This is a genomic window from Saccharopolyspora griseoalba, from assembly GCF_042665275.1.
Classification (GTDB): Bacteria; Actinomycetota; Actinomycetes; order Mycobacteriales; family Pseudonocardiaceae; genus Saccharopolyspora; species Saccharopolyspora griseoalba.
Map to the genome: position 1 here is coordinate 150798 of NZ_JBHTCJ010000002.1, position 25037 is coordinate 175834.

The following is a 25037-nucleotide window of genomic DNA, read 5'->3' on the forward strand; positions in this document are numbered from 1 at the left end:
GCTAAGGACACCGCCCCACCATCAGGTGAACAACGGCGCGGGCTGGCGGGATTCAGCCAGCGTTCTGGGAGATCAGCTGCGCCACGGCGGCATCCGGGTCGACCTCGGCGCGCTCGCCGGACCTGCGGTCGCGGACCTCCACGACCCCGTTGGCCAGGCCCTTGCCGACGACCAGGATCGTGGGCAGGCCGAGCAGCTCGGCGTCGGCGAACTTCACGCCCGGCGACGCGGTGCGGTCGTCCAGGAACACCTGCACCCCGGCCGCGTCCAGCTCGGCGGCCATCTCCTCCGCGCGCGAGCGCACGGTGTCGTCCTTGCCCGCGATGACCACGTGCACGTCGGCGGGGGCGACCTCGCGCGGCCACACCAGCCCCATCTCGTCGTGGCTCTGCTCGGCGATCGCGGCCACCAGGCGCGAGACGCCGACGCCGTAGGAGCCCATCGTGATCCGCTTCGGCTTGCCGTCCTGCCCCAGCGCGTCCAGGCCGAAGGCGTCGGCGTACTTGCGGCCGAGCTGGAAGATGTGGCCGATCTCGACACCGCGCGCGGCGACCAGCGTGCCGTTGCCGTCGGGCGACGGGTCGCCCTCGCGCACCTCGGCGGCCTCGATGGTGCCGTCCGGGGTGAAGTCGCGTCCGCACACCAGGTCCACCACGTGGTGGTCGGACTTGTCCGCACCGGTCACCCACGCCGTGCCGGTGACGATCCGCGGGTCGACCAGGTAGCGAACACCGTTGTCCTGCAGCGCCTTCGGACCGATGTAGCCCTTGACCAGGAACGGGTTGGCGGCGAAGTCGCCCTCCTCGAGCAGCGCGACCTCGGCGGGCTCCAGCGCTGCCTCGAGGCGCTTCATGTCGACCTCGCGGTCGCCGGGCACGCCCACGCCCAGCAGCTCCCACTCCTCGGCGCCCGGCTGGCGGATCTTGACCAGCACGTTCTTCAGCGTGTCGGCAGCGGTGAACTTGCGGTCGGTGTTGGCGTTGAGGAAGTCGACCAGGGTCTCGATCGTCGGCGTGTTGGGGGTGTGGTGCACCTCGGCGGCCGACTTGCCCTCGATCGGCTCCGCGGCGGGCGCCGGGGTGACCACGGCCTCGACGTTGGCCGCGTAGCTCGAATCGGTGCTGCGCACGAAGGTGTCCTCACCGGTCTCGCTCTCGGCGAGGAACTCCTCGGAGGCCGAACCGCCCATCGCGCCGGAGGTCGCGGCCACGATCACGTAGCGCAGGCCGACCCGGTCGAAGATGCGGATGTAGGCGTCCCGGTGCAGCTGGTAGGAGCTGTTGAGGCCCTCGTCGTCGAGGTCGAACGAGTAGGAGTCCTTCATGACGAACTCGCGGCCGCGCAGGATGCCCGCGCGGGGGCGCTCCTCGTCCCGGTACTTGGTCTGGATCTGGTACAGCATGACCGGGTAGTCCTTGTAGGAGCTGTACTCGCCCTTGACCGTCAGCGTGAAGAGCTCCTCGTGGGTGGGGCCGAGCAGGTAGTCGGCACCCTTGCGGTCCTTGAGGCGGAAGACGTTCGGGCCGTACTCGGTCCACCGGTTCGAGGCCTCGTAGGGCTCCTTCGGCAGCAGCGCGGGGAGGTGGATCTCCTGGGCCCCGATGGCGTCCATCTCCTGGCGCACGACCTCCTCGACCTTGCGCAGCACGCGCAGACCGAGCGGCAGCCAGGAGTAGATGCCCGGCGCGACGCGGCGCACGTAGCCGGCGCGGACGAGGAGCTTGTGGCTCGGCACCTCGGCGTCGGCCGGATCCTCGCGCAGCGTACGCAGGAACAACGTCGACATCCTCGTGATCACGGCTAGAGCTCCTCGTTCGGCCTGGATTGGTTAACCGGCAGGGTAGCGAGTCCCCCTGGGGCCTCCACCAGCGGATTACCGCCGCGCCACCGCCCGGTCGGACCATTGTCCCGCGCCGACGACGGGGGCAGGCTCGGTGGTCGGACTGATGGGGGCGATTCCATGTGCGCTCAGCCCGTTCGGCAGGCCCCGAACTCGGGCGCCCAGCTCGGCCTGCGGCTCAGGTTGACCGGCCAGCGGGCGGTGACCAGGTTCTTCGCCCTGATCGGCGATCCGTTCGCGCGGCTGCTGTGCTCGCCGTGGCGCGATGATCCGTACGCGCACTACGCGGTGCTGCGCGCCGAGGGGCCGGTGGTGCGCACCCGCTTCGGCGTGCACGCGGTGACCACGCACGCGCTGTGCGAGGAAGTGCTGCGCGATCGTCGGTTCGGGGTTCGCGACAGCCGCGGCGACTACGCCGATCCGACCGCGGCCGCGGTGGACCTCCAGCTCTCGCTGCTGGAGCAGGACCCGCCGGACCACACGCGGTTGCGCAAGCTGGCGGCCCCGGCGTTCCGGCCGCGCCGGATGGCCCAGTTCCGGTCGCGGATCACCGAGGTCGCCGACGAGCTGCTGGCCGAGACCGCCGGACGGCGCGAGTTCGACGTGGTGCGCGACTTCGCCACCCCCTTGCCGGTGCGGGTGATCTGCGAGCTGATGGGGCTGCCTCCGCTGGACGCGCAGCGGCTGGCGCACCACGGGCGGATCCTCTCCGGCGCGCTCGACGGCGTGCAGTCCGGGCGTCAGCTGCGCCGGATGCGCGAGTCCTACGCCGCGATGGACGCGCTGTTCGAGGAGCTGGTCGCGCAGCGCCGGAGCTCGCCGGGCGACGACGTCGTCAGCGACCTGGTCGCGGCGGTCGACGAGGACGAGCTCACCGGGCGGGAACTGGTGCAGCTGTGCACGCTGCTGCTGGTCGCGGGCTTCGAGACGACGGTGAACCTCATCGCCAACGGCACCAGGGCGCTGCTCGACCATCCCGCGCAGTGGGAACAGCTCAAGGCCGACCCGTCGCTGGCCCCCGCGGTCGTCGAGGAGACGCTGCGCTGGGATCCGCCGGTGCAGATGACCGTCCGGGTGGCGCACGAACCCGTCACCCTCGACGGCCACCGCTTGCCGACCGACACCCCGGTGATCCTCCTGCTCGCCTCGGCGGGCCGCGACCCCCAGGCCCACCGGGCCCCGAACACCTTCGACATCACCCGGCCGGAGACCTCCGACCACCTGGCCTTCTCCTCGGGGATCCACTACTGCCTCGGCGCTCCCCTGGCCCGCATCGAGGGCGAGATCGCCTTCCGCTCCCTGGCCACCCACCTCCCCGACCTCAACCCCCACCCGGCCCGCTCCCCCACCCCCCGACCAACCACGGTCATCCACGGCCCCAAAACCCTCCCCACCACCACCTGACCCCTCCGAATCACCTCCCAATCCGTATGCGGAATCACCTCCCAATCGGGGTGCGGAATTACCTCCCAATCCGTGTTGCGGTTGGAAGGGTTTTCGGAAAATCGCCTTATCGGGTGGGATTCGGATGGGTGGCGCATCAGGCCGGACGGATTCGTCCTCGTATATGACGTGGGGTTTGCGAACAAGCCGCCTCCGGTGGCGGAGATCGACGTCCCGGTATTTCGGCGCGCTGAGGCCTTGGCCGCCGGACTGACCGACGAGCAGCTGCAGAGCAGCATGTTCAAGCGCGTCCTGTGGGGCGTGTACACGACCTGGAACACACCGCTGACGCACGAGCTCAAGTGCGCGGCCGCCGCGCTGACCGTGCCCGAGGGCTCGGTGATCACCGGGCGCTCCGCAGCCGTGCTGCGCGGCGTACCCCTGGCCGACTTCGGCGCCCCCGTCGAGGTGCTCGTGCCGAGCGAGCAGTCGGTGCTGCGGCGCAGGGGGCTGCGATGCTCTTCGGCTCGGATTTCCGAGCGGGAGCACTCGGAGTGGGGGCGGATCGGGGTGGCCGGGTTCGCCCGGGCCGGGTTCGACCTGCTGAAGCAGCGGGGCGCGGCGCGGGCCGTGGCCCACTGCGACGCCTTGTTGCACGCCGGAGTCCTGTCCGTGGAGGAGATCGCGGGCTTCCTCGCTGGGCGCCGCGATCACGGCGTTCGCCGGGCGCTGTCGCGGCTGCCGCTGCTCGACGGGCGGGCTGAGTCGGTGCCGGAGTCGGTGCTGCGGGTGGAGCTGGTCCTCGGCGGGTTGCATCCGGTGCCGCAGTGGGAGGTCTTCGACGGGGAGGACTTCGTCGCGCGGCTCGATCTGGCCTTCCCCGAGGTGCTGGTCGCCGTCGAGTACGACGGCGGTTGGCACGCCGCCCCGGAGCAGATCGGGCGGGACCGGGCCAGGCGCGCCCGGCTGCACGCGCTCGGCTGGCGGGTTCTCGTCGTCACCCACGACGAGCTGCGCGGCGAGCTCGACGCCCTGCTCGCGCGGATCTGCGCGGCCGTGCGCGCGACGGGCGCGGCGACGGCGTGACCTACCCTGGGTGCGTGTTGGTTCTGCTGCCTCCTTCGGAGACCAAGGCCACCGGTGGCGACGGAGCGCCGCTGGACCTGGCGTCCCTGTCGCACCCGGAGTTGACCGCGACCCGCCGCGCGATCGCCGAGGAGCTGTCCGCGCTGGCCGAGGACGTGCCGCGCAGCCTGGAGGTGCTCGGGCTCTCCGAGCGGCAGGCCGAGGAGGTCAGGCGCAACGGCGAGCTGTGGAGCTCGCCGACCGCGCCCGCGCTGGAGCGCTACACCGGGGTGCTCTACGACGCGCTGGACATCGGGTCGCTGTCCGAGATCGAGCGCAAGCAGGCCGATGCGCGGCTGGCGGTCGCCTCGGCGCTGTTCGGGCTGGCCAGGGGCACCGACGCGATCCCCGCCTACCGCCTCTCCGGCGGAGGCTCGCTGCCCGGGCTGGGCACCTTGCGCAGCACCTGGCGCCCGGTGCTCGAACCGCTCCTCGCCGACGCCGACGAGCTGATCGTGGACCTGCGGTCGGGCGCCTACGCCGCCCTCGCTCGCACGCCCGGCGCGGTTCAGGTGCGGGTGCTCTCCGAGGACGCCTCGGGCGAGCGCAAGGTGGTCAGCCACCACAACAAGTCGCACAAGGGCAAGCTGGCCCGCGCCCTGGCCCGGTCGTCCGAGGAGCCCGCGAGCGTCGAGGACGTCCTGGAGGTCGCCGCGGGCGCCGGGCTGCGCGCGGAGCGCGAGGGCGAGCGCGCGCTGTGCGTGGTCACCAGCGCGTGACGCGGGCAACATCACGACTTCAGGTAGGATCCGCGGTGTCCTGAGCCGGTCGTCGACCGGCCGCGAGCGCCGGGTTCCCGTCGCGTTCGCCCACCATCGGCGCGTCATCGCGCCGGGCTCGTCCTCGTGATCGCCCGCGGCAAACCCGCGACGCCTCCCCGTGACGTGCCATGTCCCGGGGAGTGCTCTTCGTGCCTTCGTCCACCACGCCCGAACGCTCGCGCCGTCCGCGCAAGCGCCGCTCGCAGGCCCAGCCGCAGCAGGTCAAGCGGAGCCTGTTCGACCAGGCGGGCGTGACCGCGGTCGATCCCGCGCCCTTCGCCGACCTCGGGCTACCGAACCGCCTGGTGAGCGCCTTGCACGACAACGGGCTGACCGAGGCGTTCCCGATCCAGGCCGCCACGATCCCGGACGCGCTGACCGGTCGCGACGTGCTCGGCCGCGGCCAGACCGGCTCGGGCAAGACGCTGGCCTTCGGCCTGCCGCTGCTCGCCCTGCAGACCGAGCAGGCGCGCCCGCTGCACCCGCGCGCGCTGGTGCTGGTGCCCACCCGCGAGCTGGCCACCCAGGTCACCGACTCGCTCAAGCCGATGGCCAAGGCGCTGGGGCGCTACGTGCGCGAGGTCGTCGGCGGCACCTCGTTCAACCGGCAGGTCGAGACGCTGCGTCGCGGCGTGGACGTGCTGGTCGCGACGCCGGGCAGGCTCGCCGACCACGTGCGGCAGGGCACCTGCGTGCTGTCCGAGGTGGAGCGGACCGCGCTCGACGAGGCCGACCAGATGGCCGACATGGGCTTCCTGCCGCAGGTCCGCCAGCTGCTGGACCTGGTTCCCGCCGACGGGCAGCGGCTGCTGTTCTCGGCCACGCTCGACGGCGACGTGGACAAGCTGGTCGAGCGCTACATGACCGAGCCGGTGGTGCACTCGCTGGCGCCGCCGGCCGCCAGCGTGGACAGCATGGACCACCACCAGTTCCTGGTGCAGGCCACCGAGAAGCAAGCGGTGCTCGCCCAGATCGGTTCGCGCGAGGGGCGCACGATCATGTTCGTGCGCACCAAGCACCACGCCGACCGGCTGGCCAAGAAGCTCCGCGCGGTGGGCGTGGCGGCCGGTGCCCTGCACGGCGGCAAGGCGCAGAACGCGCGCACCCGCATCCTCGACGAGTTCAAGAGCGGCGAGACGACCACGCTGGTGGCCACCAACGTCGCCGCGCGCGGCATCCACATCGACGACGTGAGCCTGGTGGTGCACGTCGAGCCGCCCGCCGACCCGAAGGACTACCTGCACCGCGCGGGCCGCACGGCGCGCGCCGGCGCGACCGGAACCGTGGTCACGCTGGTCACCGAGGAGCAGCGGCAGGACTTCCGAACCATGGCCAAGCAGGCCGGGGTCGAGACGACCACCAGCGAGATCCGGCCGCTCGCACCGGAACTCGTCGAGGTCACCGGTGCCCGCGAGCCGTCGGGAACGCCGCAGCCGCAACCCCAGCGGACGCAGCAGCAGCGAAAGCCCGCCCAGACCCGAAACCGGCGCCCGTCCGGCGGGAGCGCGGCGAACGGCCAGCAGGGCAACGGCCGGACCGCCAACCGGGGCAGCAGCGGCCGGGGCGGCAACGCCCGCAACCAGCGCCGCCGCAACCCGCAGCGCTGACCGCGGCGGCCGGGCGCCACCCGGAACCGCCGCGCGCATCGCACCTCGCGAGATCGCCCGCACCGCCGTTCGGCCGGTGCGGGCGATCTCGCTCTCGGTCCGGTGCCTAGTGCTTCAGGCCCGCCACGGGTCCGATCACCACGACCGCAGGCGGTTTCACGTCGGCGTTGCGGACGTCCTCGGCCGCCTGGGCCAGCGTGGTGTGCACCGACTGCTGGCTCTCGGTGCTGGCTTCCTGGACGACGGCCACCGGCGTGTCGGCCGGGCGGCCGTGCTTGATCAGCACCTCGGCGAAGGCCTCGATCCGCTGCACCGCCATGAGCAGCACCAGCGTGCCGCTGAGCTGCGCCAGCGCGGGCCAGTCCACCAGGGAGCGCTCGTCATCGGGGGCGACGTGGCCGGAGACCACGACGACCTCGTGCGCCACACCGCGGTGGGTCACCGGCACCTCGGCCATCGCCGGGGCGGAGAACGCGCTGGTCACGCCGGGCACGACGGTGACGGGCACACCCGCCTCGGCGCAGGCCAGCAGCTCCTCGAAGCCCCGCCCGAACACGTACGGGTCGCCGCCCTTGAGGCGCACCACGAACTTGCCCGCGCGAGCCGCCTCGATCAGGTGCTCGTTGATCACCGACTGGTTGGCCGCGCGACCGTAGGGGATCTTGGAGACGTCGACGACCTCGACGTGCGAGCCCAGCTCCTCCAGCAGCTCGCGAGGTGCGAGGTGATCGGTGAGCACCACGTCCGCCTTGGCCAGCAGCCGCCGTCCGCGCACGGTGATCAGGTCCGGGGCGCCGGGGCCGCCGCCGATCAGCGCGACGCCGGGGGCCGGGGGCTCGGCGTGCTCGTCGACCACACCGGACTGCAGCGCCTCCAGCAGGCCGTCGCGCACGCCCGCGCTGCGGCGCGGCTTGCCGCCGGCCAGCACGCCGAGCAGCAGCCCGTCGTGCTCGGCGACCGCCGGGGTCACCGCCGTGCCCTGGGCGGCGTCGTCCGATCGCACGCAGAACACGCGGTCGCGCTCGGCTTCCTCGCCGACCGCGGCGTTGACCGCGTCGTCCGAGGTCGCCGCGACCGCGTACCAGGCGCCGTCGAGGTCGCCCGCGCGGTACTCGCGCCGGTGCCAGGTGATCTCGCCGGCATCGGCCAGGGCTTCGACGGCCGGGGTGGCCGCCGGTGCGACGACCTCGACCGCGGCGCCCGCGCCGATCAGCCGGGGGAGCCGCCGCTGCGCGACGGGTCCGGCGCCGACCACGACCACCCGGCGTCCGGCCAGGTCGAGTCCGGCGAGGTAGTGCTTATCCGATTGAGTGGCCATGTGCGTGTCCGTGTGCGTGACCGTGTCCGGTCGGGTCATCAGGGTGGTGGTGCGGCGTCTGCGGCGCGCCCAGCTTGTCCTCGAAACCGGGCAGCAGCACCCGGTAGGCGCAGGTGTCGCAGTTCATCCGGATGTCGCCCTGCAGGGCTTCGTGGTAGCGCTCGACGACGAGGTCCACCAGGGCGTCGCAGTCCCCCAGGTAGCCGGCGACGTGGAGTTCGAGCTCCGGGGCGGTCTCGCCGAACTCGAGGGCCTGGGTGACGACGCGCTGCGGCAGCACGCCGTCGAACAGGAAGTACGGGGCCACCACGACTCGCTTGGCCCCGAGCCTGCGAGCTCGGTCCAGCCCGCCAGGGACGTCCGGCGATGCCAGGGAGATGAACGCGGTTTCAACCGTCTCGAAACCGCAGGTCTCCTGCAAGAGGCGTGAGACCTTGCACACCTCGGCGTTGGCGTCGGGGTCGGTGGAGCCGCGACCCACCAGCACGACGGCGGTTTCGGCCCACTCCTCGCGCGGCACCTGCTCGGCGATGCGCTCGGCGAGCAGGTCCAGCAGGATCGGGTGCGGGCCCAGCGGGCGACCGAAGACGAACGAAGTTCCCGGGTGCCGCCGGACTTCGCGCTCCAGCGCAGCGGGGATGTCGCCCTTGCCGTGCCCGGCGGCGACCAGCACCAGCGGGACGGCGGCCATCCGCCGGTGGCCCTTGCCGGCGAGCTCCGCCCAGGACTCGGTGACCGCGGGCGCGGACAGCTCGATGAAGCCGCCGGCGCTGTCGACACCGGCCGCGCTCATCCGCGCGCCCAGCCGTTCGAGGAAGGAGTGGAACTCGGCCACCCCCTTCTCGTCCACCGTGCCGTGGCCTACGACCAGCAGTGGTTCGGTCACCGATTACCTCCAGGTTCCTCTGCCCAGTAGAGCAGTGCGTTGATCGCGGCGGCGGCGATCGCCGCGCCACCGCGCTCGGTCAGGGTGCTCACGGCCGGCAGGCCGCTGCGGCGCAGCGCCGCCTTGCTGTCCACGGCGCCGACGAAGCCCACCGGGACGCCGACGACCAGCGCGGGGTCGACCTCGCCGGCCTCGGCCAGGCGCAGCAGCTCCATCAGGGCCGTCGGCGCGTTGCCGATGGCCCACACGGCGCCTTCCGGGTGTTGCCGCGCGGCCAGGCGGATGCCCGCCGCCGAGCGGGTCAGCCCGTCGGCTTCGGCCGTGTCGGCCACGCCGGTGAAGTCCAGGCCGACCCGCACCGGTCGCGCGGTCACGCCCGCCGCGAGCATCCGCACGTCGCTGATCAGCGGCGCGTCGGCCAGCAGTGCGTCCCTGCCGCGGTGCAGCGCGGTTTCGTCGGCCACCACCTCGCCGGTCCAGCTCGGGTCGGCGGTGGTGTGCACGACGCGCTCGACGACCGCCCGGGTCAGCGGCGGGAAGTGGGCGAAATCGGCCCTGGACCGCATGATCCGGTAGGACTCGGTTTCGATCGGGTGCACTGCGCGTCTCATCGCTCTTCCGTCTTCCCCGCCGCACGGCGGGTTTTCAGCTTCTTCAGATGGTCTTCGGCTTGCGGCTGGTGAGCCTCCACCACAGCGCCGCTCCGGCCCACACCGCCAGGAACAGCCCCAGGGTGAGGTAGCCCAGCAGCTCGAACTGGTCGCCGATGGCCGCGATGCCGCTCAGGAAGTCGATCCCCGAGTCGGCCAGCAGCCCGCACAGCACCACGAAGGCGACCAGCGCGGCCAGCCCGACCGTCAGCGCGGTCGTGGTCACGTTGACCCACAACCGCCGCAGCGGCTTGGCCAGCGACCAGGTGTAGGCCCGCGACATCAGCATCCCGTCGACGCTGTCCACCGTGCACATCCCGGCGGCGAACAGCAGCGGCAGGCTCAGCACCGCGATCGCCGAGAGCTGGCCGGTCGGCGAGACCATGGCCAGCACGGTGATCTCGGTGGCGGTCTGCATGCCCAGCCCGAACAGCAGCCCGATGCCGAACAGGTGCCAGGAGCGCGCCACGCCCCGCATCCGGCCGCGCAGCAGCCGGGCCAGCAGCCCGCGGCGGCCGAGCACGGCCTCGACCTCGTCCTCGTCGACCTCGCCGCGCCGGGCGCGGCGCAGCAGCCGCCAGGCGTCGCGCAGCACCAGCGCGTTGAGCACGGCCAGCGTGGTCAGCACGGCCACGACCAGCACGTCCACGCCGGTGGCCAGCCGCATCCCGGTCTGCTCGGCCCAGCGCTGGGCGGCGGGCCCGGCGACGAAGGCGACCGCGAAGGCCAGCATCATCACCACGCTGGCGTGGCCGAGCGCGAACCACATGCCGGTCGAGACCGGGCGCCTGCCGCGCTGCATCAGCAGCCGGGTGGCGTCGTCGATGACCGCGACGTGGTCGGCGTCGAATCCGTGCCGCAGGCCCAGCAGGTAAGCGGTGGTGCCCGCGGCGGCCAGTCCGCCAGCGGCGCTGAAGGCGTTGACGTGGAGCAGGTAGGCACCCCACCCGATCAGGTGCAGCGCTCCGATCGCGGCGAGCAGGACCGCCGCCTTGCGGCGCTCCGCTGCGCCCCAGCCGGTCGTCCGGCTCGTTTCGGCATCCCGAGTCATGGGATCTCCGACCTCCTGGGTTCTCCCGCCCGAGGGGCTCGGTGTCCGCGCGCCGCGGGTTCGCGGCGCGGAGCCGGCACGCAGTGTCCTGACTCCCGGGTCGAACGCGCACCCCCGGCCTTCCAGCTGGTCACAGCCGTGGCGCTGGGTGGGGGCCGCTTCCCGGTCACAGTGGCGGGACCGTCCCGGATTCGCACCGGGTTCCTGCACTGTCGGCTCGGTCATCCTTGCCTGATCTACCGTCCGAGGTCAAACCTGGTGAAATCGATCACGGTCCGTGATTCGGTTTCCGCGCGGCCGGCTTGCCGGCGCCTCGAACGGGGTAACCGGGTGGCGAGCCCGCTCCCCGGCGGGGCGGGCCCGCACATTCCGGCACCGGGAGGCGACCATGAACGAGACCCACTCGATCACGCTGAACTTGCAGGTCGTGGAGGCCGGCGCGAAGACCACCGCGGACGTCGGCTTCATGACCCCGAACGGGCAGCCGCTGCACGGGCACGGCACGGCGCGGCGGCACCCCGAGGACCCGGAGGTGCCGCAGATCGGCGACGAGATCGCCATCGCCCGCGCCCTGTTCGAGCTGGCGCACAAGCTGCTCGACAACGCCTCGCAGGACATCGGCGACCGGCTGCACCGGCGGGTGCACATCCCCGCCTGACGCGATCCCCAGGGGGCGCGGTCGCCAGCAACCGCGCCCCCTGGGACCTAGGCCGGGGCGTCGACCCGCTCGCGGATGCGCGCGAAGGCGGCCTCGACGTGCTCGCGCCGGGTCTGCGGCGATCCGACGGCCAGGCGCAGCAGCACGCGGCCGTCGACCTTGGTGTGCGTGAGGTAGAGCTCACCGGAGTCGTTGAGCTCGCCCATCAGCCGCAAGGTGCGCTCGTTGGCCTCCTCGACGCCGAGCTCCGGGAAGCGGGGGCGGAAGCAGACCAGCGCGAACGGAACCGGTTCGAGCAGCTCGAACCGCGGGTCCTCGCGGACCCGACCGGCGAACTCGCGGGCCAGCCGCGCGGTGCCGCGGACGTGCTCGCGCAGTCCCCCGGCGCCGTACCAGCGCACGACCGACCAGAGCTTGAGCGCGCGGAAGCGGCGGCCCAGCGGGATCTGCCAGTCGCGGTAGTCGATGACCTCGCCGGACTCGGTGGCCTCGTTGCGCAGGTACTCCGGCAGCACCGACAGCGCCTCGACCATCGGGGCGCGGTCGGCCAGCCAGAGCACGCTGCAGTCGAAGTTGGTCAGCAGCCACTTGTGCGGGTTGGTGCAGTAGGAGTCGGCGAACTCGGCGACGCCGTCGTTGATCCAGCGGAACTCCGGGCACACCGCGGCGACCCCGGCGTAGGCGGCGTCGACGTGCAGCCAGACGCCGCGTGCGCGGGCCACCTCGCCGATGGCCCGCACCGGGTCGACCGCGGTGGTGGAGGTGGTGCCCGCCGTCGCGCACACCATGGTCGGCACCGCGCCGTCGGCGAGGTCCGCGGCCATCAGCTCGTCGAGGTGGCGCGGGTCCATGGCCAGCGTCGCCGGATCGGTGTCGACGACCCGGACGTTGTCCGCCCCCACCCCGGCCATCCGCGCGGCCCGGGCGACGCTGGAGTGGGTGTGCGCGGAGACGTAGAGGACGTGCCGCCCGGTGATCCCGCGCCGGGCGACGTCGGCCCCGGTGCGCTGCAGCGCGGCCAGGCAGGCCACCAGCGCGGCGCTGGAGGCCGAGTCCTGGATGACGCCGCCGCCCGCGGCGTCGGTGCGGAAGTGCTCGGGCAGTCCCAGCAGCTCGGCCAGCCAGTCCACCACGACGGTCTCCAGCTCGGTGCAGGCCGGGCTGGTCGCCCACAGCATTCCCTGCACGCCGAGCCCGCTGGAGAGCAGGTCGCCGAGGATCGCGGGGCCGCTGGCGTTGGCCGGGAAGTAGGCGAAGAAGCTCGGGTGCTGCCAGTGGGTCACGCCCGGCAGCAGGACCTCCTCGAGGTCGCCGAGCACCTCGGCGAAGGGCTCCCCCCGCTCCGGCGGGTGCGCCGGCAGCTGCGCCCGGATCTCCCCCGGCTCGGCCCTGGAGCGCACCGGGTGGCGCTCGATGCCCGCGTAGTAGTCCGCGATCCAGTCCACGACCTGCTTGCCAGCGGCCCGGAACTCCTCCGGCGACATGTGCCCAGTCACGTGCGCAAGCTTCGCACGCCGATCAGCGCAGTTCGGCCGGAAACCGCCCACCTTGGGCGGGTAGTTTCCGGCCGAACTGCGTTGGGCTCACCGCAGGAGGTCGATGGCGTCGCGGGGGCAGATCTCCACGCACTCGCCGCAGGACGTGCAGCGGTCGGCCAGCACGACCGGGCGGCCCGGCGCGGGGCGCAGGGCGTGCTCCGGGCAGGTCAGCAGGCACGCCCCGCAGGCCGTGCACTCCTCGGTGATGACCAGCGGGTCAGCTGGCATCGCCGGCCATCCAGCGGTAGCCGCGCGGGGTGACCATCCGCTGCCCGACCACCGCCGACTGCGAGGAGCCGACGACCACCGTGGTGAACATGTCCACGTCGGCCGGGTCGAACTCGGCGATCGGCGCGCACCACACGCCCTGCTCGGCGCGGCTGGCCTGGCGCACCGCGCCGACCGGGGTGGTCGCCGGCCGGTGCTCGGCCAGGATCTCCAGGGCGCGGGGCAGCTGCCAGTCGCGCTGCTTGGAGCGCGGGTTGTAGAAGCACACCACCAGGTCGCCCTCGGCGGCGGCGCGCACCCGGCGCTCGATGATCTCCCACGGGGTGTGCAGGTCGGACAGGCTGATCAGCGCGTGGTCGTGGCCCAGCGGTGCGCCGAGCAGCGAGGACGCCGACAGCGCGGCGGTCACCCCCGGCACGCCGACGACCTCGATGTCCACGTCGGCCTTCTCCAGCGCGGGGCTGGCCATCGCGTAGATGCCGGCGTCCCCGGAGCCGATCAGCGCGACCGCCCGGCCCTGCTGGGCCAGCTCGACGGCCTCGGCCGCGCGGGCCTCCTCGGCGCCCAGACCGGTGATCCGCTCCTCGGTGCCGGGTCGCAGCAGGTGGCGGACCTGGTCGAGGTACTGGTCGAGGCTGACCACCACCGAGGCGCGGCGGAGCTCGGCGTCGGCGCGCGGGGTCCGCAGGTCGGGCGCGCCCGGTCCGATGCCGATGATGGCCAGCCTGCCGCGCGGGCGGATGCGGGCGGCGGCGGCGGTGACGTTGTCGCCCTTGATCTTGTCGGCGACCAGCTCGACCGGCGCGCCGTAGGCCAGCTCGCCCGCGGCGTGCAGCGCGGAGGCCTCGGCGACGCTGGGCGTGCCGATCTCGTCGCGCACCACGGCGCTGGGGTTGGGAACGGCCACCTGGGCCAGCGTCTCGGCCGGGTAGGTCAGCAGACGCAGCTCGTCGCCGCCGTCGCTGGAGTGCCAGAAGCCCAGGTCCTGCACGGCTTCCAGGATCCCGGTCTCGTCGGCCTTGAGGTCGACGCTGGCGAAGGCGCGGATGGCGCGCGGGTCCAGCCCGCGCTCGCTGTCCAGGCGGGCGAGCGTCTCGGTGACCGCGGTGCGCGAGACGCCGCGCGCCGAACCGACGCCGACGACCAGGGTGCGCGGGATGAGCCGCAGCGTGCGCTCCTCGTCCTCCGCCGGGCGGCGATCGTCGATGACGACCGTCCAGTCCGGGTTGGCCACGTCCTCGGAGACGTTGTCCGGAAGCGCGGGCAGCGGGAAGCCGAGCGGGTTGACGATCTTGACGGCGGCCCCGTCCAGGATCGCCACGCCGCAGGCGGCCAGGTCGCCGTCGACCGAGGCGTCGAGCTGGTCGACCAGCTCGTCGAGCGGGGTGGTTCCGGTGGCGTCGGTGGCGGTGGTGATCACCGGGGTCGCGCCGAAGACCTCGGCGACCTGCTCGGCCAGCGCGTTCGCGCCGCCGCCGTGGCCGCCGGCCAGGGCGATGGCGAAGCGCTGGGCCTCGTCGACGCACACGATGCCGGGGTCGGTGTGCTTGTCGGCCAGCAGCGGGGCGACCAGGCGCACGGTGGCGCCGCTGGCCAGGAAGAACACCGCCGAGTCCAGGTGGTCCCAGAGGCGCTTGACGGCCGGCCCGATCGGACCGTCGGCGACCAGGGCTTCCGGCCCCAGCCGTCCGGCGAGTTCGGCGGCCGCCCGCCGTCCCGCCGCGGTCACCGCGAACAGACCGATCACTGCTAACTCCTCCTCGTTTCGAGCACCCGGGCTTGCCCGGATCGGGTGAACGTCACCCTACGACATGCCGACCGCGCGCAGCTCTGCCGAAAAACCGCCGCGCGGTCGGGTCCGCTGCCTCGGCGCAGCTCTCCGGAGCTGCGCTCAGGGCTTCTTGGTGCCGGTGATCAGGACCACCGGGTTGGCGGCTTCCATCCGGGAGGACCCGTCCGGCAGCTCGGAGAGGCGAGCGGCACCGATCTGCACGCCCTCCACCCCGTATCCCGCCGAGCGCAGGGTCTCCCGGGTCGGGCCGACCCGGTCCAGCGCCGCAAGCGCGACGACCACCCGGCTCGCGCCCGCGTGCGCGCAGGCCGTGACCGCCTCGGTGCCCCCGCCGCCGACGAAGATCGAATCCGGTTTGGGCAGGTCGCGCAGGGCCTGCGGGGCCTCGCCCTCCTCGATGCGGACGTCGACGCCGTGGCCGGCGGCGTTGGTGACCATGCGCACCGCCTGCGCCTCGTCCTTCTCGATCGCGATGGTCGCCGCGCCCATCCGCGCGCACTCCACGGCCACCGAGCCCGAACCCGCGCCGACGTCCCAGACCAGCGCACCCGGGCGCGGGGCGAGCTTGGACAGCGCCACCGCGCGCACCTCGGCCTTGGTGATCATGCCGTCGCGGTGCGAGAACTCGTCCTCGGACAGCGCCCACCCGGTCGCCGGGGGCACCGGCTCGCCACCGGCCATCCAGCCGCGAGGCGGCACCTCGTCGGCCTCTGCCAGGCACAGCACCACGTTCGGCTCGAACCAGGTGCGCTTGGCCGCCTCGGCGGGATCGACGGTCACCACCGACTCGTTCGGCCCGCCCAGGTCCTCGCCGACGATCATGGTGCGCCGCCAGCCGGACAGCCCCGAGGCGATCTGCGCCGGGCCCGCCTTCGGCGCGGTCAGCACCGCCACCGCCGAGCGGGCGCGGCAGACGTTGATCGCCGCGGTCAGGTCGCGGCCGTGCGCGCTGACCACCGTCACGTCGTCCCAGGAGCGGCCGGCGCGGGCCATCAGCCGCTGCACGCTGGAGGTCGCGGGCAGCACGGTGCAGCGCACGCCGCGTTCGCGCAGCGCGCGCACCGCGCCGAAGAAGCCCGGATCACCGGAGGCCAGCACGACCCCGTGCTCGTCGCCGGAGAGCGAACCCAGCGCGTTGAGAGCTGGTTCCAGCGGACCGAGCTCGACCCGGCGAGCGTGCTCCGGCGCGTAGGCATCGAGGTGCCGTCTGCCGCCCACGACCAGCCGCGCCTGCTCCAGCGCCTCGGCACCACCCGGCGCCAGTGGCCCGCCGTCGACTCCGATCACCGTGACCGCCACGTCACCCACCTCGCATCAGTGGCCGCCACCACGTGTTCGCCCTCGAAGTCGACCATCGCGACCCGAACACGCAGCCTGCGGCCGCACTCCTCGCTGAACCGCTCCAATACTGCTGCCACCAGCTCGCACAACCGGTGCGCACACGCCGAGAGGACCTCACCGCGTTGCCACACCTCGTACGCGCGGCGCGCGGTGGCGGCCTCCTCGACCTCGGCGACGTCCTCGGCGCTGCCGCCGAACTCCGCGGTGATCCGCCCCAGCAGAGCGGTGTCCACCTTGGAGCGGGTGTAGTGCGTCATCACCACGCCGGAGGCGAGCTTGGTGAGCTTGCCGATCATCCCGACGAAGACCATCTCGTCCAGCCCGTGCTCGACGGCCTGGCGCACCGCGGCCCCGGTGAAGTCGCCGACCTCGATGAAGGCCACGTCGGGCTCGTCGGGCAGCAACCGCATCGCCACCCGCTCGGTGCGCCCGCCGGTGGACAGCACGCCGACGCGCCCGCCCTGGGCGGCCAGCACCGACACCGCCTGCTCGACGCTGGAGCGCCAGGAGGCGGTGGAGAACGGCCGCACGATGCCGGTGGTGCCCAGGATCGAGATCCCGCCGAAGATGCCCAGCCGCCGGTTGGTGGTCTTGCGGGCCATCTTCTCGCCGCCGGGCACGGAGATCGTCACGTCCGCGCCGCGCTCGCCGAGCACCTCGCGCACCGCCTCGGTGATCATCTGCCGGGGCACCGGGTTGATCGCCGGACCGCCGACCTCCAGGCCCAGGCCCGGCTTGGTCACCTCGCCGACGCCCTCGCCGCCGTGCAGCACCACCTCGCCGTCGGAGCGCGCGGTCACCGCGGCGGTCAGCCGGGCCCCGTGGGTGACGTCCGGGTCGTCGCCCGCGTCCTTGACCACCACCGCGGTCGGCGGCTCGGCGCTGCCGGAGTCGACCTGGAACCGCCGCGGCTTGCCGTCCGGGAACGTGACGTCCACGGTGGCCGGGAGCTCGCCGGTCCCCAGCAGCTCCGCGGCCGCCCGAGCCGCCGCGGCCGAGCAGGCGCCGGTGGTGTAACCGGTGCGCAGCGCCTTGGGCCGGACCTTCGCGGTGCGCGGGAGGTCCGGTTCGCGCAGCGGCGGATCAGTCGGACTGCTCATCCGGCTTCGCCGCGGACTTGCGCTGGGCGGTGCTCTTGCTCTTGGCCGTCGACGCCGACTTCGCCGGTGTCTTGCGCTTGGCGGTCGAGGACTTCGTCGACGCGGTGGTCTTGCGCTGGTTCTTCGACCGGCTGGGCGCGGACTTCGTCGCCGTGGCCGAACTCTCCTCGGCCGCACCGGTTTCGGCGACCGGCTTCGGCGATTCCTGCTCGGCGGCGGCGTTCTCGGCCCTCGCCGGCTCCGCGCCGGTCGCGGCGTCGGCCTCGGCGAACAGCTCCGGCTGCGCCGCGTCGTGCCGGATCGGGATGGTGCGCTCGGCGCCGAAGCGCGCCGCGCCGCGCGCGGTCTCCTGCCAGTCGCGCACCGCCCACCAGGCGGCGTCGGATTCCTTGGGACGACGCGGTTCACCGTCGTCGGGAGCCGAATCCTCCTGCTGCTTGGCCTTCTCGGCGCGCTCGGCGCGCAGCGCGCGGCGCGCGGTCTTGTCCGCCTTGCGGAAGGTGTGGAAGTGACCCGCGTGGTACAGGTGCGAGCGGGTGCCGCCGGCGGTGAGCCCCTTGCCGATGATGAACAGCGTGTGCCGCCACAGCTTGTGCTTCTTCACATCGGCTTCGAGGTTCTCCAGCGTGGTGCGCACCAGCAGCTCGTCGGGCCAGGTCACCTTATAGGCGACCAGCACGGGGGTGTCCTCCTCGTAGCCGCCGGCGCGCAGCTCCTCGACGAGCTGACCGGTCCGCGCGGCGGACAGGAACAGCGCCATCGTGGTGCCGTGCTTGGCGAACTCGCGCACCTTCTCGCCGTCGGGCATCGGCGTCTTGCCGCCCTCCAGGCGGGTCAGCACCAGCGATTGGGCGACCTCGGGAACGGTGAGCTCGCGGCCGACCGCGGCGGCCGCGGCCGAGAACGCGGCCACGCCGGGCACGATCTCCACCTCGACGTCGAGCTTGACGCAGGAGTCGTACTGCTCCTGCACCGCGCCCCACAGCGACGGGTCGCCGGAGTGCACCCGCGCGACGTTGAGCTTGTCCCGCTCCGCGCGGCGGTAGATCTCCAGCGCCTGCTCGTGGGTGAGCCGGGAGGAGTCGACGAGCTCGGCGTCCGAACGCGCGTGCTCGGTCACGCACTCCGGCGTGACCAGGCTCGCGGCCCAGACGACGATGTCGGCTTCGGCGATTCGCTTGGCGCCGCGGACCGTGATCAGATCGGCCGCGCCGGGTCCGGCGCCGATGAACGAGATCCGGCCAGTCACCATTGCTCTCCTCTTCCGCCGCGTGATGGCAGCACTACCACTGTCGACAAATACGGGGCATCATCCACATCGGACACTTCAGCCAGCGGCAGTACCCGCGCGTCCGGGGTGCCCAGGTGCTCGGCGTAGACCGAGCGGTCGAGCGCGCCGGATTCGGCGATCACGTCGCGCAGCTCGCCCAGGCGTCGCCCGCCCTTGTAGGCAACGACCGTACCTGGCGCGCGCAATGCCTCCCGAAGCGCGTTCACGTCGCGCAACATCGGGATCACCGTGAGTGGCTCGGCGCCCACCGTGAGCGCGATCCCCGCCTGCTGCGCGGTGGCCTGCATCGCCGTGATCCCCGGCACCGTGGCCAGCTCGACCTCGGGCAGCAGCTCGGCGACGGTGGCCGCGAGGTAGCTGAAGGTGGAGTAGACCGCCGGGTCCCCGAGAGTGGCGAAGGCCACCGTTCCGCCGCGCTCGCGAAGCCGCTGCGCGATCTCCTCGGCGGCCCGGTCCCAGTGCCGCCTGCGCCGCTCCTGCGGTCCGTCGACCGGATCGGCGAGGGCGAACACCAGCCGCCGCACCCGCTCGTCATCGCCGAGGTGCTCGCGCACGATGGTCTCGGCCCGCCCCTGCTCGTCGGGCGCGAGCACGGGCACGTAGACGGTGTCCGCGTCGCGGATCTCGCGCAGCGCGGCCAGCGTCAGCATTTCCGGGTCGCCGGGGCCGACCCCGACTCCGACCAGTCTCATCGCAGGCACCTCGCGACGAATCGGGCCACCGCACCGGGATTCCCGGCCGGGTGGGTGTGCAGGTAGGAGGCGTGCACGCCGCCGTGGAGGAAGCCCTCGCGGTGCGCGCCGGCCCCGTCCCGCCAGAACCAGGCGGGAACCTCGCCGTGCGCGGGTTCGGTCTCGGTGCGGTGGAATTCGTGCCCGCTGACCCGGCTTCCCTCGGCGAACAGCGGGGATTCGTCCGCGGCGACGGCATCGCGGTACCCGAGCTTGAGCCGGGGCGCCATGCGCGCGCGGGCCGGCAGCACCCCGCACATCGGGTGCTCGTCGAGCGCTTCGCAGAGGTAGAGCAGCCCGCCGCACTCGGCGTGCACCGGTGCGCCCGCGGCGGCCAAGTCCTCGATCCGCTCGCGCAGAGCGGTGTTGGCCGAGAGCGGTTCGGCGTGCTGCTCGGGGAAACCACCGGGCAGCACCAGCCCCGAGATGCCCTCCGGGAGCCGCTCGTCGCGCAGCGGATCGACCAGTTCGACCCGCGCGCCCGCGGCTTCGAGCAGTTCGACGTGCTCGGCGTAGCCGAAGCTGAACGCGCTCCCGCCCGCGACCGCGACCACCGGGGAGCCCTGGGGCTCGACCTCCGCGGCCGGGTCCCAGGCCGGGCCGGGCAGCTCGCCCGCGGTGCGGGCCAACCCGGCGACGGCGGCGAGGTCCACCGAGGCCTCGACGACGTCGGTCATCGCTTCGACCGCGCGCACCGCCTCCGCGCCGTGCTCGACGGCGGTGACCAGGCCCAGGTGCCGCGACGGGACCTCCAGGTCGGCCGCGCGCGGGATCGCGCCGAGCACCGGCAGCCCCGCGTCGTCGGCGGCGGCGCGCAGCACCTCCTCGTGGCGGACCGAACCAACGCGGTTGAGCACCACCCCGGCCAACCGGATCTGCGGGCGGTAGGAGCGGAAGCCGTGCAGCAGCGCGGCCAGGCTGTGGCTCTGCCCCTTGGCGTCGACGACCAGCACGACCGGCGCGTCCAGCAGCTGGGCCACGTGGGCGGTGGAGCCGAAGGGGATCTCCTCGTCGGCGCCGATGCGGCCGTCGAACAGGCCCATCACGCCCTCCACGACCGACAGGTCGGCTCCGGCGGCGCCGTGCTGCAGCAGCGGCGCGACGCGGTCGGGCCCGACCAGCACCGGGTCGAGGTTGCGCGCGACGCGCTCCGCGGCGAGCCGGTGGTAGCCGGGGTCGATGTAGTCCGGGCCGACCTTGAACGGCGCGACCCGGTCGCCCCGGCGGCGCAGCGCACCGAGCAGCCCGGTCACCACGGTGGTCTTGCCCTGCCCCGAGCCGGGGGCCGCGAAGACGACCCGAGGTGGCGAGCTCACCACTCGATGCCCTTCTGGCCCTTCTGCCCGGCGTCCATCGGGTGCTTGACCTTGGAGGTCTCCGTGACCAGGTCGGCGGCGTCGATCAGCGCCTGCGGGGCGTAGCGGCCGGTGATCAGCACGTGCTGGTGCCCGGTGCGCTCGCGCAGCGTCGAGACCACCTCGTCGACGTCGACCCAGCCCCAGTGCAGCGGGTAGGTGAACTCGTCGAGCACGTAGAGGCCGTGGCGCTCGTCGCGCAGCCTGCGGGCGATCTCCTGCCAGCCCTCCAGCGCGGCGGCCGCGTGGTCCTCCTCGGTGCTCTTCTTGCGGGTCCAGGACCAGCCCTCGCCCATCTTGTGCCACTCGACGGGACCGCCCTCGCCGGACTCGTCGTGCAGCCTGCCCAGCGCGCGGAACGCGGACTCCTCGCCCACGCGCCACTTGGCGGACTTGACGAACTGGAACACCCCGATCGACCAGCCCTGGTTCCAGCCGCGCAGGGCGAGACCGAACGCGGCGGTGGACTTGCCCTTCATCTCACCGGTGTGCACCACGACCAGCGGGCGGTTGCGGCGCTGCCGCGTCGTCAGACCGTCGTCGGGCACGTTGGAAGGCTGTCCCTGAGGCATGACCAGACCCTAACCAAGACCAACTTCGCCTTCCGGGCCCGCACCGGCGGCAAGTGGCAATGCTCGCTATTACGACTGTTGACTTTCGACGACTCCTGAGATCGCCACCGCGGGGTGGGCAAGTTCACCGGAGCGGAGGTCGTTCGATACGCGAACATCGTTGGCGTCCCGGAGCGAGGAGTCGCCGATGCCGTCCAGGCCACCGTTCGTGCTGTCCGCAGCGGCGTTCATCAGCAGTTTCGACCGCTTCGCGGTGACGCCGATGCTGGTGCTGATCGCGCTGAGCATGCACGTGCCGCTGGCCACCGCGGTGACCGTGGCCAGCGGCTACTTCCTGGCCTACGGGCTGTCCCAACCGGTGTGGGGCGTGCTCTCCGACCGGTTCGGGCGGATCCCGGTGATGCGCGGCGCGCTGGCGGCGGCCGCGGCGACCGGCCTGCTCTCCACCTTCGCCCCGCACATCGCGGTGCTGCTGGTGGCCCGCGTGCTGGCCGGGGCGTTCATGGGCGCGGTGGTGCCGACGACGCTGACCTACGTCGGCGACACGGTCTCCGCCGAGCACCGGCAGAGCGCGCTATCGGACCTGATGGCCGGGCAGGCGGTGGGCACCGCCGCGGCCACCGCCGTGGCCGGGGTGCTGGCGCACTGGCTGGACTGGCGCGTGGTCTTCGCCCTGCCCGCCGTGTTCGCCGCGATCTGCGCGCTGGTGCTGGGCAGGCTTCCCGAACCCGGCCGCGCCGGGGTCCGCGGCATCCGCGCGCACCTCGGCTCGGTGCTGACCAACCGCTGGGCGCTGCTGGTGTTCGGCCTGGTGTTCGTGGAGGGCGCGGTGCTGCTGGGCGTGCTGACGTTCCTGGCATCGGCGCTGGTCAACGAGGGCATGGACGTGGCGGTGGCCGGGCTGTCCACCGGTGCCTACGGGGTGGGCGTGCTGGTGTTCTCCCGGCTGGTCAAGGCGATCAACTCGAACCTCCCGGTCTGGCAGCTGATCGGGATCGGCGGCAGCGCGATGGCCGTCGGCTACGGGCTGGTCGCCGTCGACACGGGGGTCGTCACGGTGATCGTCACCGCCCTGCTGCTCGGCGGCGGCTGGTCCTTCATGCACTCGTCCCTGCAGGCCTGGGCCACGTCGGTCGCCCCCGAGGCCCGCGGCACGGCGGTCGCCCTGTTCGCCTGCGCGCTCTTCCTCGGCAGCGCGGTCGCCTCGGCGGCCGCGGGCCCGCTGGCCGACACCGGCCGCTACGCCGAGCTGTTCGCCATCGCAGGAGTCACCGCCATCCCCCTGGTCATCACGGCCGCCTACACCCGCCACCGCTACCAGAAGACGACCATCCCGGCGTGACCAGGACCGTGGCCTGATGGCCTGAGCGAGCCCATGAGAGGAACGTCCACGCGCCCCGCAGAGGAGGAGGCGCGAGCGGCGAAGCCGCGAGCCGGAACCCCACCCGTGCAACCGGCACCGCCGCGGGTTCTGTGGCGCCGCGCAGGTCGACCGCTCAAGGAGCGGATCCCGCAGCCACGGCGTCCCAGGTTCCGCCGCCCGAACCGCCGAGCAAGACGACCCGAGAACCGAGAAAAAGGGCCCCGCGCTCAACCGGCCTGGGGGTCGCTGGGAGCGCGGGGCACTTTAAAGGTCCACCCCTGGGGGTCAGGTGGACGTGCGTCACCGTACCAACCCGGCGGACGCGTGAGTACTCACAAGGTTGAATCTCGTAATCGAAACGAGATCAAGCCGCCAAACCGGTGTCACCGCTGGCGGCGCGGACCACGCCGGCCACGTGCTCGGCGCTGAGCTCCTCCAGCCGCAGGCACGGACCGCCGAGTGCGGCGGCGACCTGGGGAGCCAGCCCCAGCTTGACCGGGCCGTTCTCGCAGTCGACCACCACCGAGGCGGTGCCGGAGTCGCCGAGCGCGGTGGCGGCGCGCAGCGCGTCGTCGACGGCCTGCTTGGAGCGCTTCGCCCCGGCCTGGTCGGATCGCACCGGAACGGTGGCCTTGCCGTCGGTGAGCAGCACGACCAGCGGTCGGCGCTGCGGGTCCCGGGTGCGCTCGGTCCGCACGACCTTGCTGGCGCGCAGCAGGCCGTCGGCCAGCGGGGTGCGTCCACCGGTGCGCAGCCGGCGCAGGCGGGCGGCGGCGACGTCGACCGAGGAGGTGGGCGGCAGCGCGAGCTCGGCCGAGTCCCCGCGGAAGGTGATCACGCCGACCTTGTCGCGGCGCTGGTAGGCATCGCGCAGCAGCGACATCACCGCTCCGCTCACCGCTGACATCCGGTCCTTGGCGGCCATCGATCCCGAGGCGTCGACCGCGAACAGCACCAGGTTGCCCTCGCGCCCCTCGCGGACGGCCTGGCGCACGTCCTCGGAGCGCAGCACCAGACCGGGGCCGCTGCGGCCGCGCGCGACCTGGTGCGGCGCGGCGGCGGCCAGCGTCGCGGTCAGGTGCATGCCGTGGCCGTCGGTTTTGGAGGCCCTGGTGGTCCGGCCGCTGCGCGAGCGCGCGCGGGACCGGCGGCCGGGCGCGCCCTCGCCGACTCCCGGCACTTCGAGCAGGCGGGCCTGGAAGGACGGCGCGGGCGCGGCGGGGGCGCGCTCGGACTGACCCCCGGAGGGTTCGCCGGGCTGCTCGTCGTCGGATTCCGGTGCGGCACCGCCACCGGACGGTCCGCTCGGCTCGTCCTGCGGCGGTTGCCCGCCCCCGGGGCCGCCGTCCGGGCCGCCGTCGGGGTCGTCGTCGGGATCCTCGTCGGTTTCGGCCTGCTCGGCGGCGTCCTGCATGGCCTGCTGCAGCTGGTCCTCGGCCATGCCGGGCTCGTCGAAGGGGTCGCGGCGGCGCCGGTGCGGCAGCGCGAGCCGGGCGGCCGCCTCCACGTCGGCCTCGGCGACCGCCTCGGCACCGCGCCAGGCCGCGTGGGCGATGGCGGTGCGCGCCAGCACGAGGTCGGCGCGCATGCCGTCGACGTCGAAGGCCGCGCACAGCGCGGAGATCCGGCGCACCTCCGCGGCGGGCAGCACGACCGACCCGACCCGCTCGCGGGCGGCGACGATGCGCTCGGCGAGCTCGGCGTCGGCATCGGCGTACCGGGAGGCGAACTCGGCGGCATCGGCCTCGAAGGCGAGCCTGCGGCGGACCACCTCGGTTCGGGTCTCGACCTCGCGGGAGGCGGCGACCTGCACGGTGAGCCCGAAGCGGTCCAGCAGCTGCGGCCGCAGCTCGCCCTCCTCCGGGTTCATCGTGCCGACCAGCACGAACGAGGCCGCGTGCGAGACCGACACGCCGTCGCGCTCGATGTGCGCGCGGCCCATCGCCGCGGCGTCGAGCAGCAGGTCGACCAGGTGGTCGTGCAGCAGGTTGACCTCGTCGACGTAGAGCACGCCGCGATGGGCGCCGGCCAGCAGGCCCGGCTGGAAGGCGCGCACGCCCTCGGTCAGCGCGCGTTCCAGGTCCAGCGAACCGATCAGCCGGTCCTCGGTGGCGCCGACCGGCAGCTCGATCAGCTGCGCGGGGCGCTGCGCGGCGGTCTGCCCGTGCGGCGCGTCCGGGCAGTCCGGGTCGGGCTCGCGCGGGTCGCAGCCGAAGCGGCAGCCGTCGACGACGTCGAGCGCGGGCAGCAAGGAGGCCAGGGCGCGCACGGCGGTGGACTTCGCGGTGCCCTTCTCGCCGCGCACGAGTACACCGCCGATGCGCGGGTGCACCGCGTTGAGCAGCAGGGCCAGCTGCAGGTCGTCCTGGCCGACCACGGCGGAGAAGGGGAAGCGAGGGGCAGCGGACATGTGTTCCTTCCTCGGGGTGCGGACGCCCCGCCGGCGG

21 protein-coding genes and 1 riboswitch are annotated in these 25037 nt (G+C 73.3%); of the genes, 6 read left to right on the top strand and 15 right to left on the bottom strand.

Annotated features, from left to right (window positions below):
* Window positions 1-52: 52 nt before the first annotated feature.
* Entirely contained in the window at window positions 53-1798 is a 1746-nt protein-coding gene (locus ACFQRI_RS04845) for a proline--tRNA ligase (RefSeq protein ID WP_380664869.1), read from the bottom strand.
* A 162-nt stretch (window positions 1799-1960) separates the two neighbouring features.
* Between ACFQRI_RS04845 and ACFQRI_RS04850 the strand changes: the two genes are divergently transcribed.
* The 4 genes from ACFQRI_RS04850 to ACFQRI_RS04865 all read left to right on the top strand — a co-directional run bounded on the left by ACFQRI_RS04850 (window position 1961) and on the right by ACFQRI_RS04865 (window position 6716).
* Entirely contained in the window at window positions 1961-3244 is a 1284-nt protein-coding gene (locus ACFQRI_RS04850; RefSeq protein WP_380664871.1) for a cytochrome P450, read from the top strand.
* A 237-nt stretch (window positions 3245-3481) separates the two neighbouring features.
* Window positions 3482-4309, top strand: a complete 828-nt coding sequence (locus ACFQRI_RS04855; RefSeq protein ID WP_380664873.1) for an endonuclease domain-containing protein — start codon at window positions 3482-3484, stop codon at window positions 4307-4309.
* Window positions 4310-4323: 14 nt separating this feature from the next.
* Window positions 4324-5067, top strand: coding sequence for a peroxide stress protein YaaA (gene yaaA, locus ACFQRI_RS04860; protein ID WP_380664875.1), 744 nt, complete (start codon window positions 4324-4326; stop codon window positions 5065-5067).
* A 191-nt stretch (window positions 5068-5258) separates the two neighbouring features.
* The gene (locus ACFQRI_RS04865) at window positions 5259-6716 is read left to right on the top strand and encodes a DEAD/DEAH box helicase (RefSeq protein ID WP_380664877.1); all 1458 of its coding nucleotides are present in this window, start codon (window positions 5259-5261) and stop codon (window positions 6714-6716) included.
* 106 nt (window positions 6717-6822) lie between these two features.
* Here the strand turns inward: ACFQRI_RS04865 and cobA are convergent, their stop codons facing one another.
* From cobA to ACFQRI_RS04885, 4 genes are read right to left on the bottom strand one after another with little or no spacing between them, the layout of a single operon-like run.
* Entirely contained in the window at window positions 6823-8034 is a 1212-nt protein-coding gene (cobA, locus tag ACFQRI_RS04870) for a uroporphyrinogen-III C-methyltransferase (protein WP_380664879.1), read from the bottom strand.
* Entirely contained in the window at window positions 8015-8920 is a 906-nt protein-coding gene (locus tag ACFQRI_RS04875) for a sirohydrochlorin chelatase (RefSeq protein WP_380664881.1), read from the bottom strand. The genes cobA and ACFQRI_RS04875 overlap by 20 nt, the downstream gene beginning before the upstream one ends.
* Window positions 8917-9519: a precorrin-8X methylmutase gene (locus tag ACFQRI_RS04880; protein WP_380664883.1), complete on the bottom strand. Its 603-nt coding sequence runs from the start codon at window positions 9517-9519 to the stop codon at window positions 8917-8919. The genes ACFQRI_RS04875 and ACFQRI_RS04880 overlap by 4 nt, the downstream gene beginning before the upstream one ends.
* Window positions 9520-9574: 55 nt before the next feature.
* Window positions 9575-10621 carry a HoxN/HupN/NixA family nickel/cobalt transporter gene (locus ACFQRI_RS04885; protein ID WP_380664885.1) on the bottom strand — a complete coding sequence of 349 codons (1047 nt, stop codon included), beginning with the start codon at window positions 10619-10621 and terminating at the stop codon, window positions 9575-9577.
* 81 nt (window positions 10622-10702) lie between these two features.
* A riboswitch (cobalamin riboswitch) is annotated at window positions 10703-10828 on the bottom strand.
* Window positions 10829-11009: 181 nt separating this feature from the next.
* Between ACFQRI_RS04885 and ACFQRI_RS04890 the strand changes: the two genes are divergently transcribed.
* Window positions 11010-11279, top strand: a complete 270-nt coding sequence (locus tag ACFQRI_RS04890) for a DUF1876 domain-containing protein (protein ID WP_380664887.1) — start codon at window positions 11010-11012, stop codon at window positions 11277-11279.
* 47 nt (window positions 11280-11326) lie between these two features.
* On the opposite strand, the gene ACFQRI_RS04895 is transcribed toward ACFQRI_RS04890, so the two are convergent.
* The 9 genes from ACFQRI_RS04895 to cobO all read right to left on the bottom strand — a co-directional run bounded on the left by ACFQRI_RS04895 (window position 11327) and on the right by cobO (window position 21227).
* Window positions 11327-12763 carry a pyridoxal-dependent decarboxylase gene (locus ACFQRI_RS04895; protein WP_380665541.1) on the bottom strand — a complete coding sequence of 479 codons (1437 nt, stop codon included), beginning with the start codon at window positions 12761-12763 and terminating at the stop codon, window positions 11327-11329.
* Between the two features lie 99 nt (window positions 12764-12862).
* Window positions 12863-13045 carry a DUF362 domain-containing protein gene (locus ACFQRI_RS04900; RefSeq protein ID WP_380664888.1) on the bottom strand — a complete coding sequence of 61 codons (183 nt, stop codon included), beginning with the start codon at window positions 13043-13045 and terminating at the stop codon, window positions 12863-12865.
* Window positions 13035-14792, bottom strand: a complete 1758-nt coding sequence (gene cobJ / locus ACFQRI_RS04905) for a precorrin-3B C(17)-methyltransferase (RefSeq protein ID WP_380664890.1) — start codon at window positions 14790-14792, stop codon at window positions 13035-13037. The genes ACFQRI_RS04900 and cobJ overlap by 11 nt, the downstream gene beginning before the upstream one ends.
* Before the next feature lie 144 nt (window positions 14793-14936).
* Window positions 14937-16136, bottom strand: a complete 1200-nt coding sequence (cbiE, locus tag ACFQRI_RS04910) for a precorrin-6y C5,15-methyltransferase (decarboxylating) subunit CbiE (RefSeq protein WP_380664892.1) — start codon at window positions 16134-16136, stop codon at window positions 14937-14939.
* Window positions 16121-17278 carry a cobalt-precorrin-5B (C(1))-methyltransferase gene (locus ACFQRI_RS04915; protein WP_380664894.1) on the bottom strand — a complete coding sequence of 386 codons (1158 nt, stop codon included), beginning with the start codon at window positions 17276-17278 and terminating at the stop codon, window positions 16121-16123. The genes cbiE and ACFQRI_RS04915 overlap by 16 nt, the downstream gene beginning before the upstream one ends.
* On the bottom strand, window positions 17262-18527 hold the full coding sequence (gene cobM / locus ACFQRI_RS04920; RefSeq protein ID WP_380664897.1) for a precorrin-4 C(11)-methyltransferase: 1266 nt from the start codon (window positions 18525-18527) through the stop codon (window positions 17262-17264). The genes ACFQRI_RS04915 and cobM overlap by 17 nt, the downstream gene beginning before the upstream one ends.
* Window positions 18524-19261 (bottom strand): precorrin-2 C(20)-methyltransferase, encoded by a 738-nt coding sequence (gene cobI, locus ACFQRI_RS04925; RefSeq protein WP_380664899.1) that lies wholly within the window; start codon window positions 19259-19261, stop codon window positions 18524-18526. The genes cobM and cobI overlap by 4 nt, the downstream gene beginning before the upstream one ends.
* On the bottom strand, window positions 19258-20619 hold the full coding sequence (locus tag ACFQRI_RS04930; protein WP_380664901.1) for a cobyrinate a,c-diamide synthase: 1362 nt from the start codon (window positions 20617-20619) through the stop codon (window positions 19258-19260). The genes cobI and ACFQRI_RS04930 overlap by 4 nt, the downstream gene beginning before the upstream one ends.
* Entirely contained in the window at window positions 20613-21227 is a 615-nt protein-coding gene (gene cobO, locus ACFQRI_RS04935) for a cob(I)yrinic acid a,c-diamide adenosyltransferase (protein WP_380664903.1), read from the bottom strand. Before cobO ends, ACFQRI_RS04930 begins: the two co-directional genes overlap by 7 nt.
* 187 nt (window positions 21228-21414) lie before the next feature.
* On the opposite strand from cobO, the gene ACFQRI_RS04940 reads away from it, so the two are divergent.
* On the top strand, window positions 21415-22569 hold the full coding sequence (locus ACFQRI_RS04940) for an MFS transporter (protein ID WP_380664905.1): 1155 nt from the start codon (window positions 21415-21417) through the stop codon (window positions 22567-22569).
* 385 nt (window positions 22570-22954) lie between these two features.
* On the opposite strand, the gene ACFQRI_RS04945 is transcribed toward ACFQRI_RS04940, so the two are convergent.
* Window positions 22955-25000: a putative cobaltochelatase gene (locus ACFQRI_RS04945; RefSeq protein ID WP_380664907.1), complete on the bottom strand. Its 2046-nt coding sequence runs from the start codon at window positions 24998-25000 to the stop codon at window positions 22955-22957.
* Window positions 25001-25037: the final 37 nt, after the last annotated feature.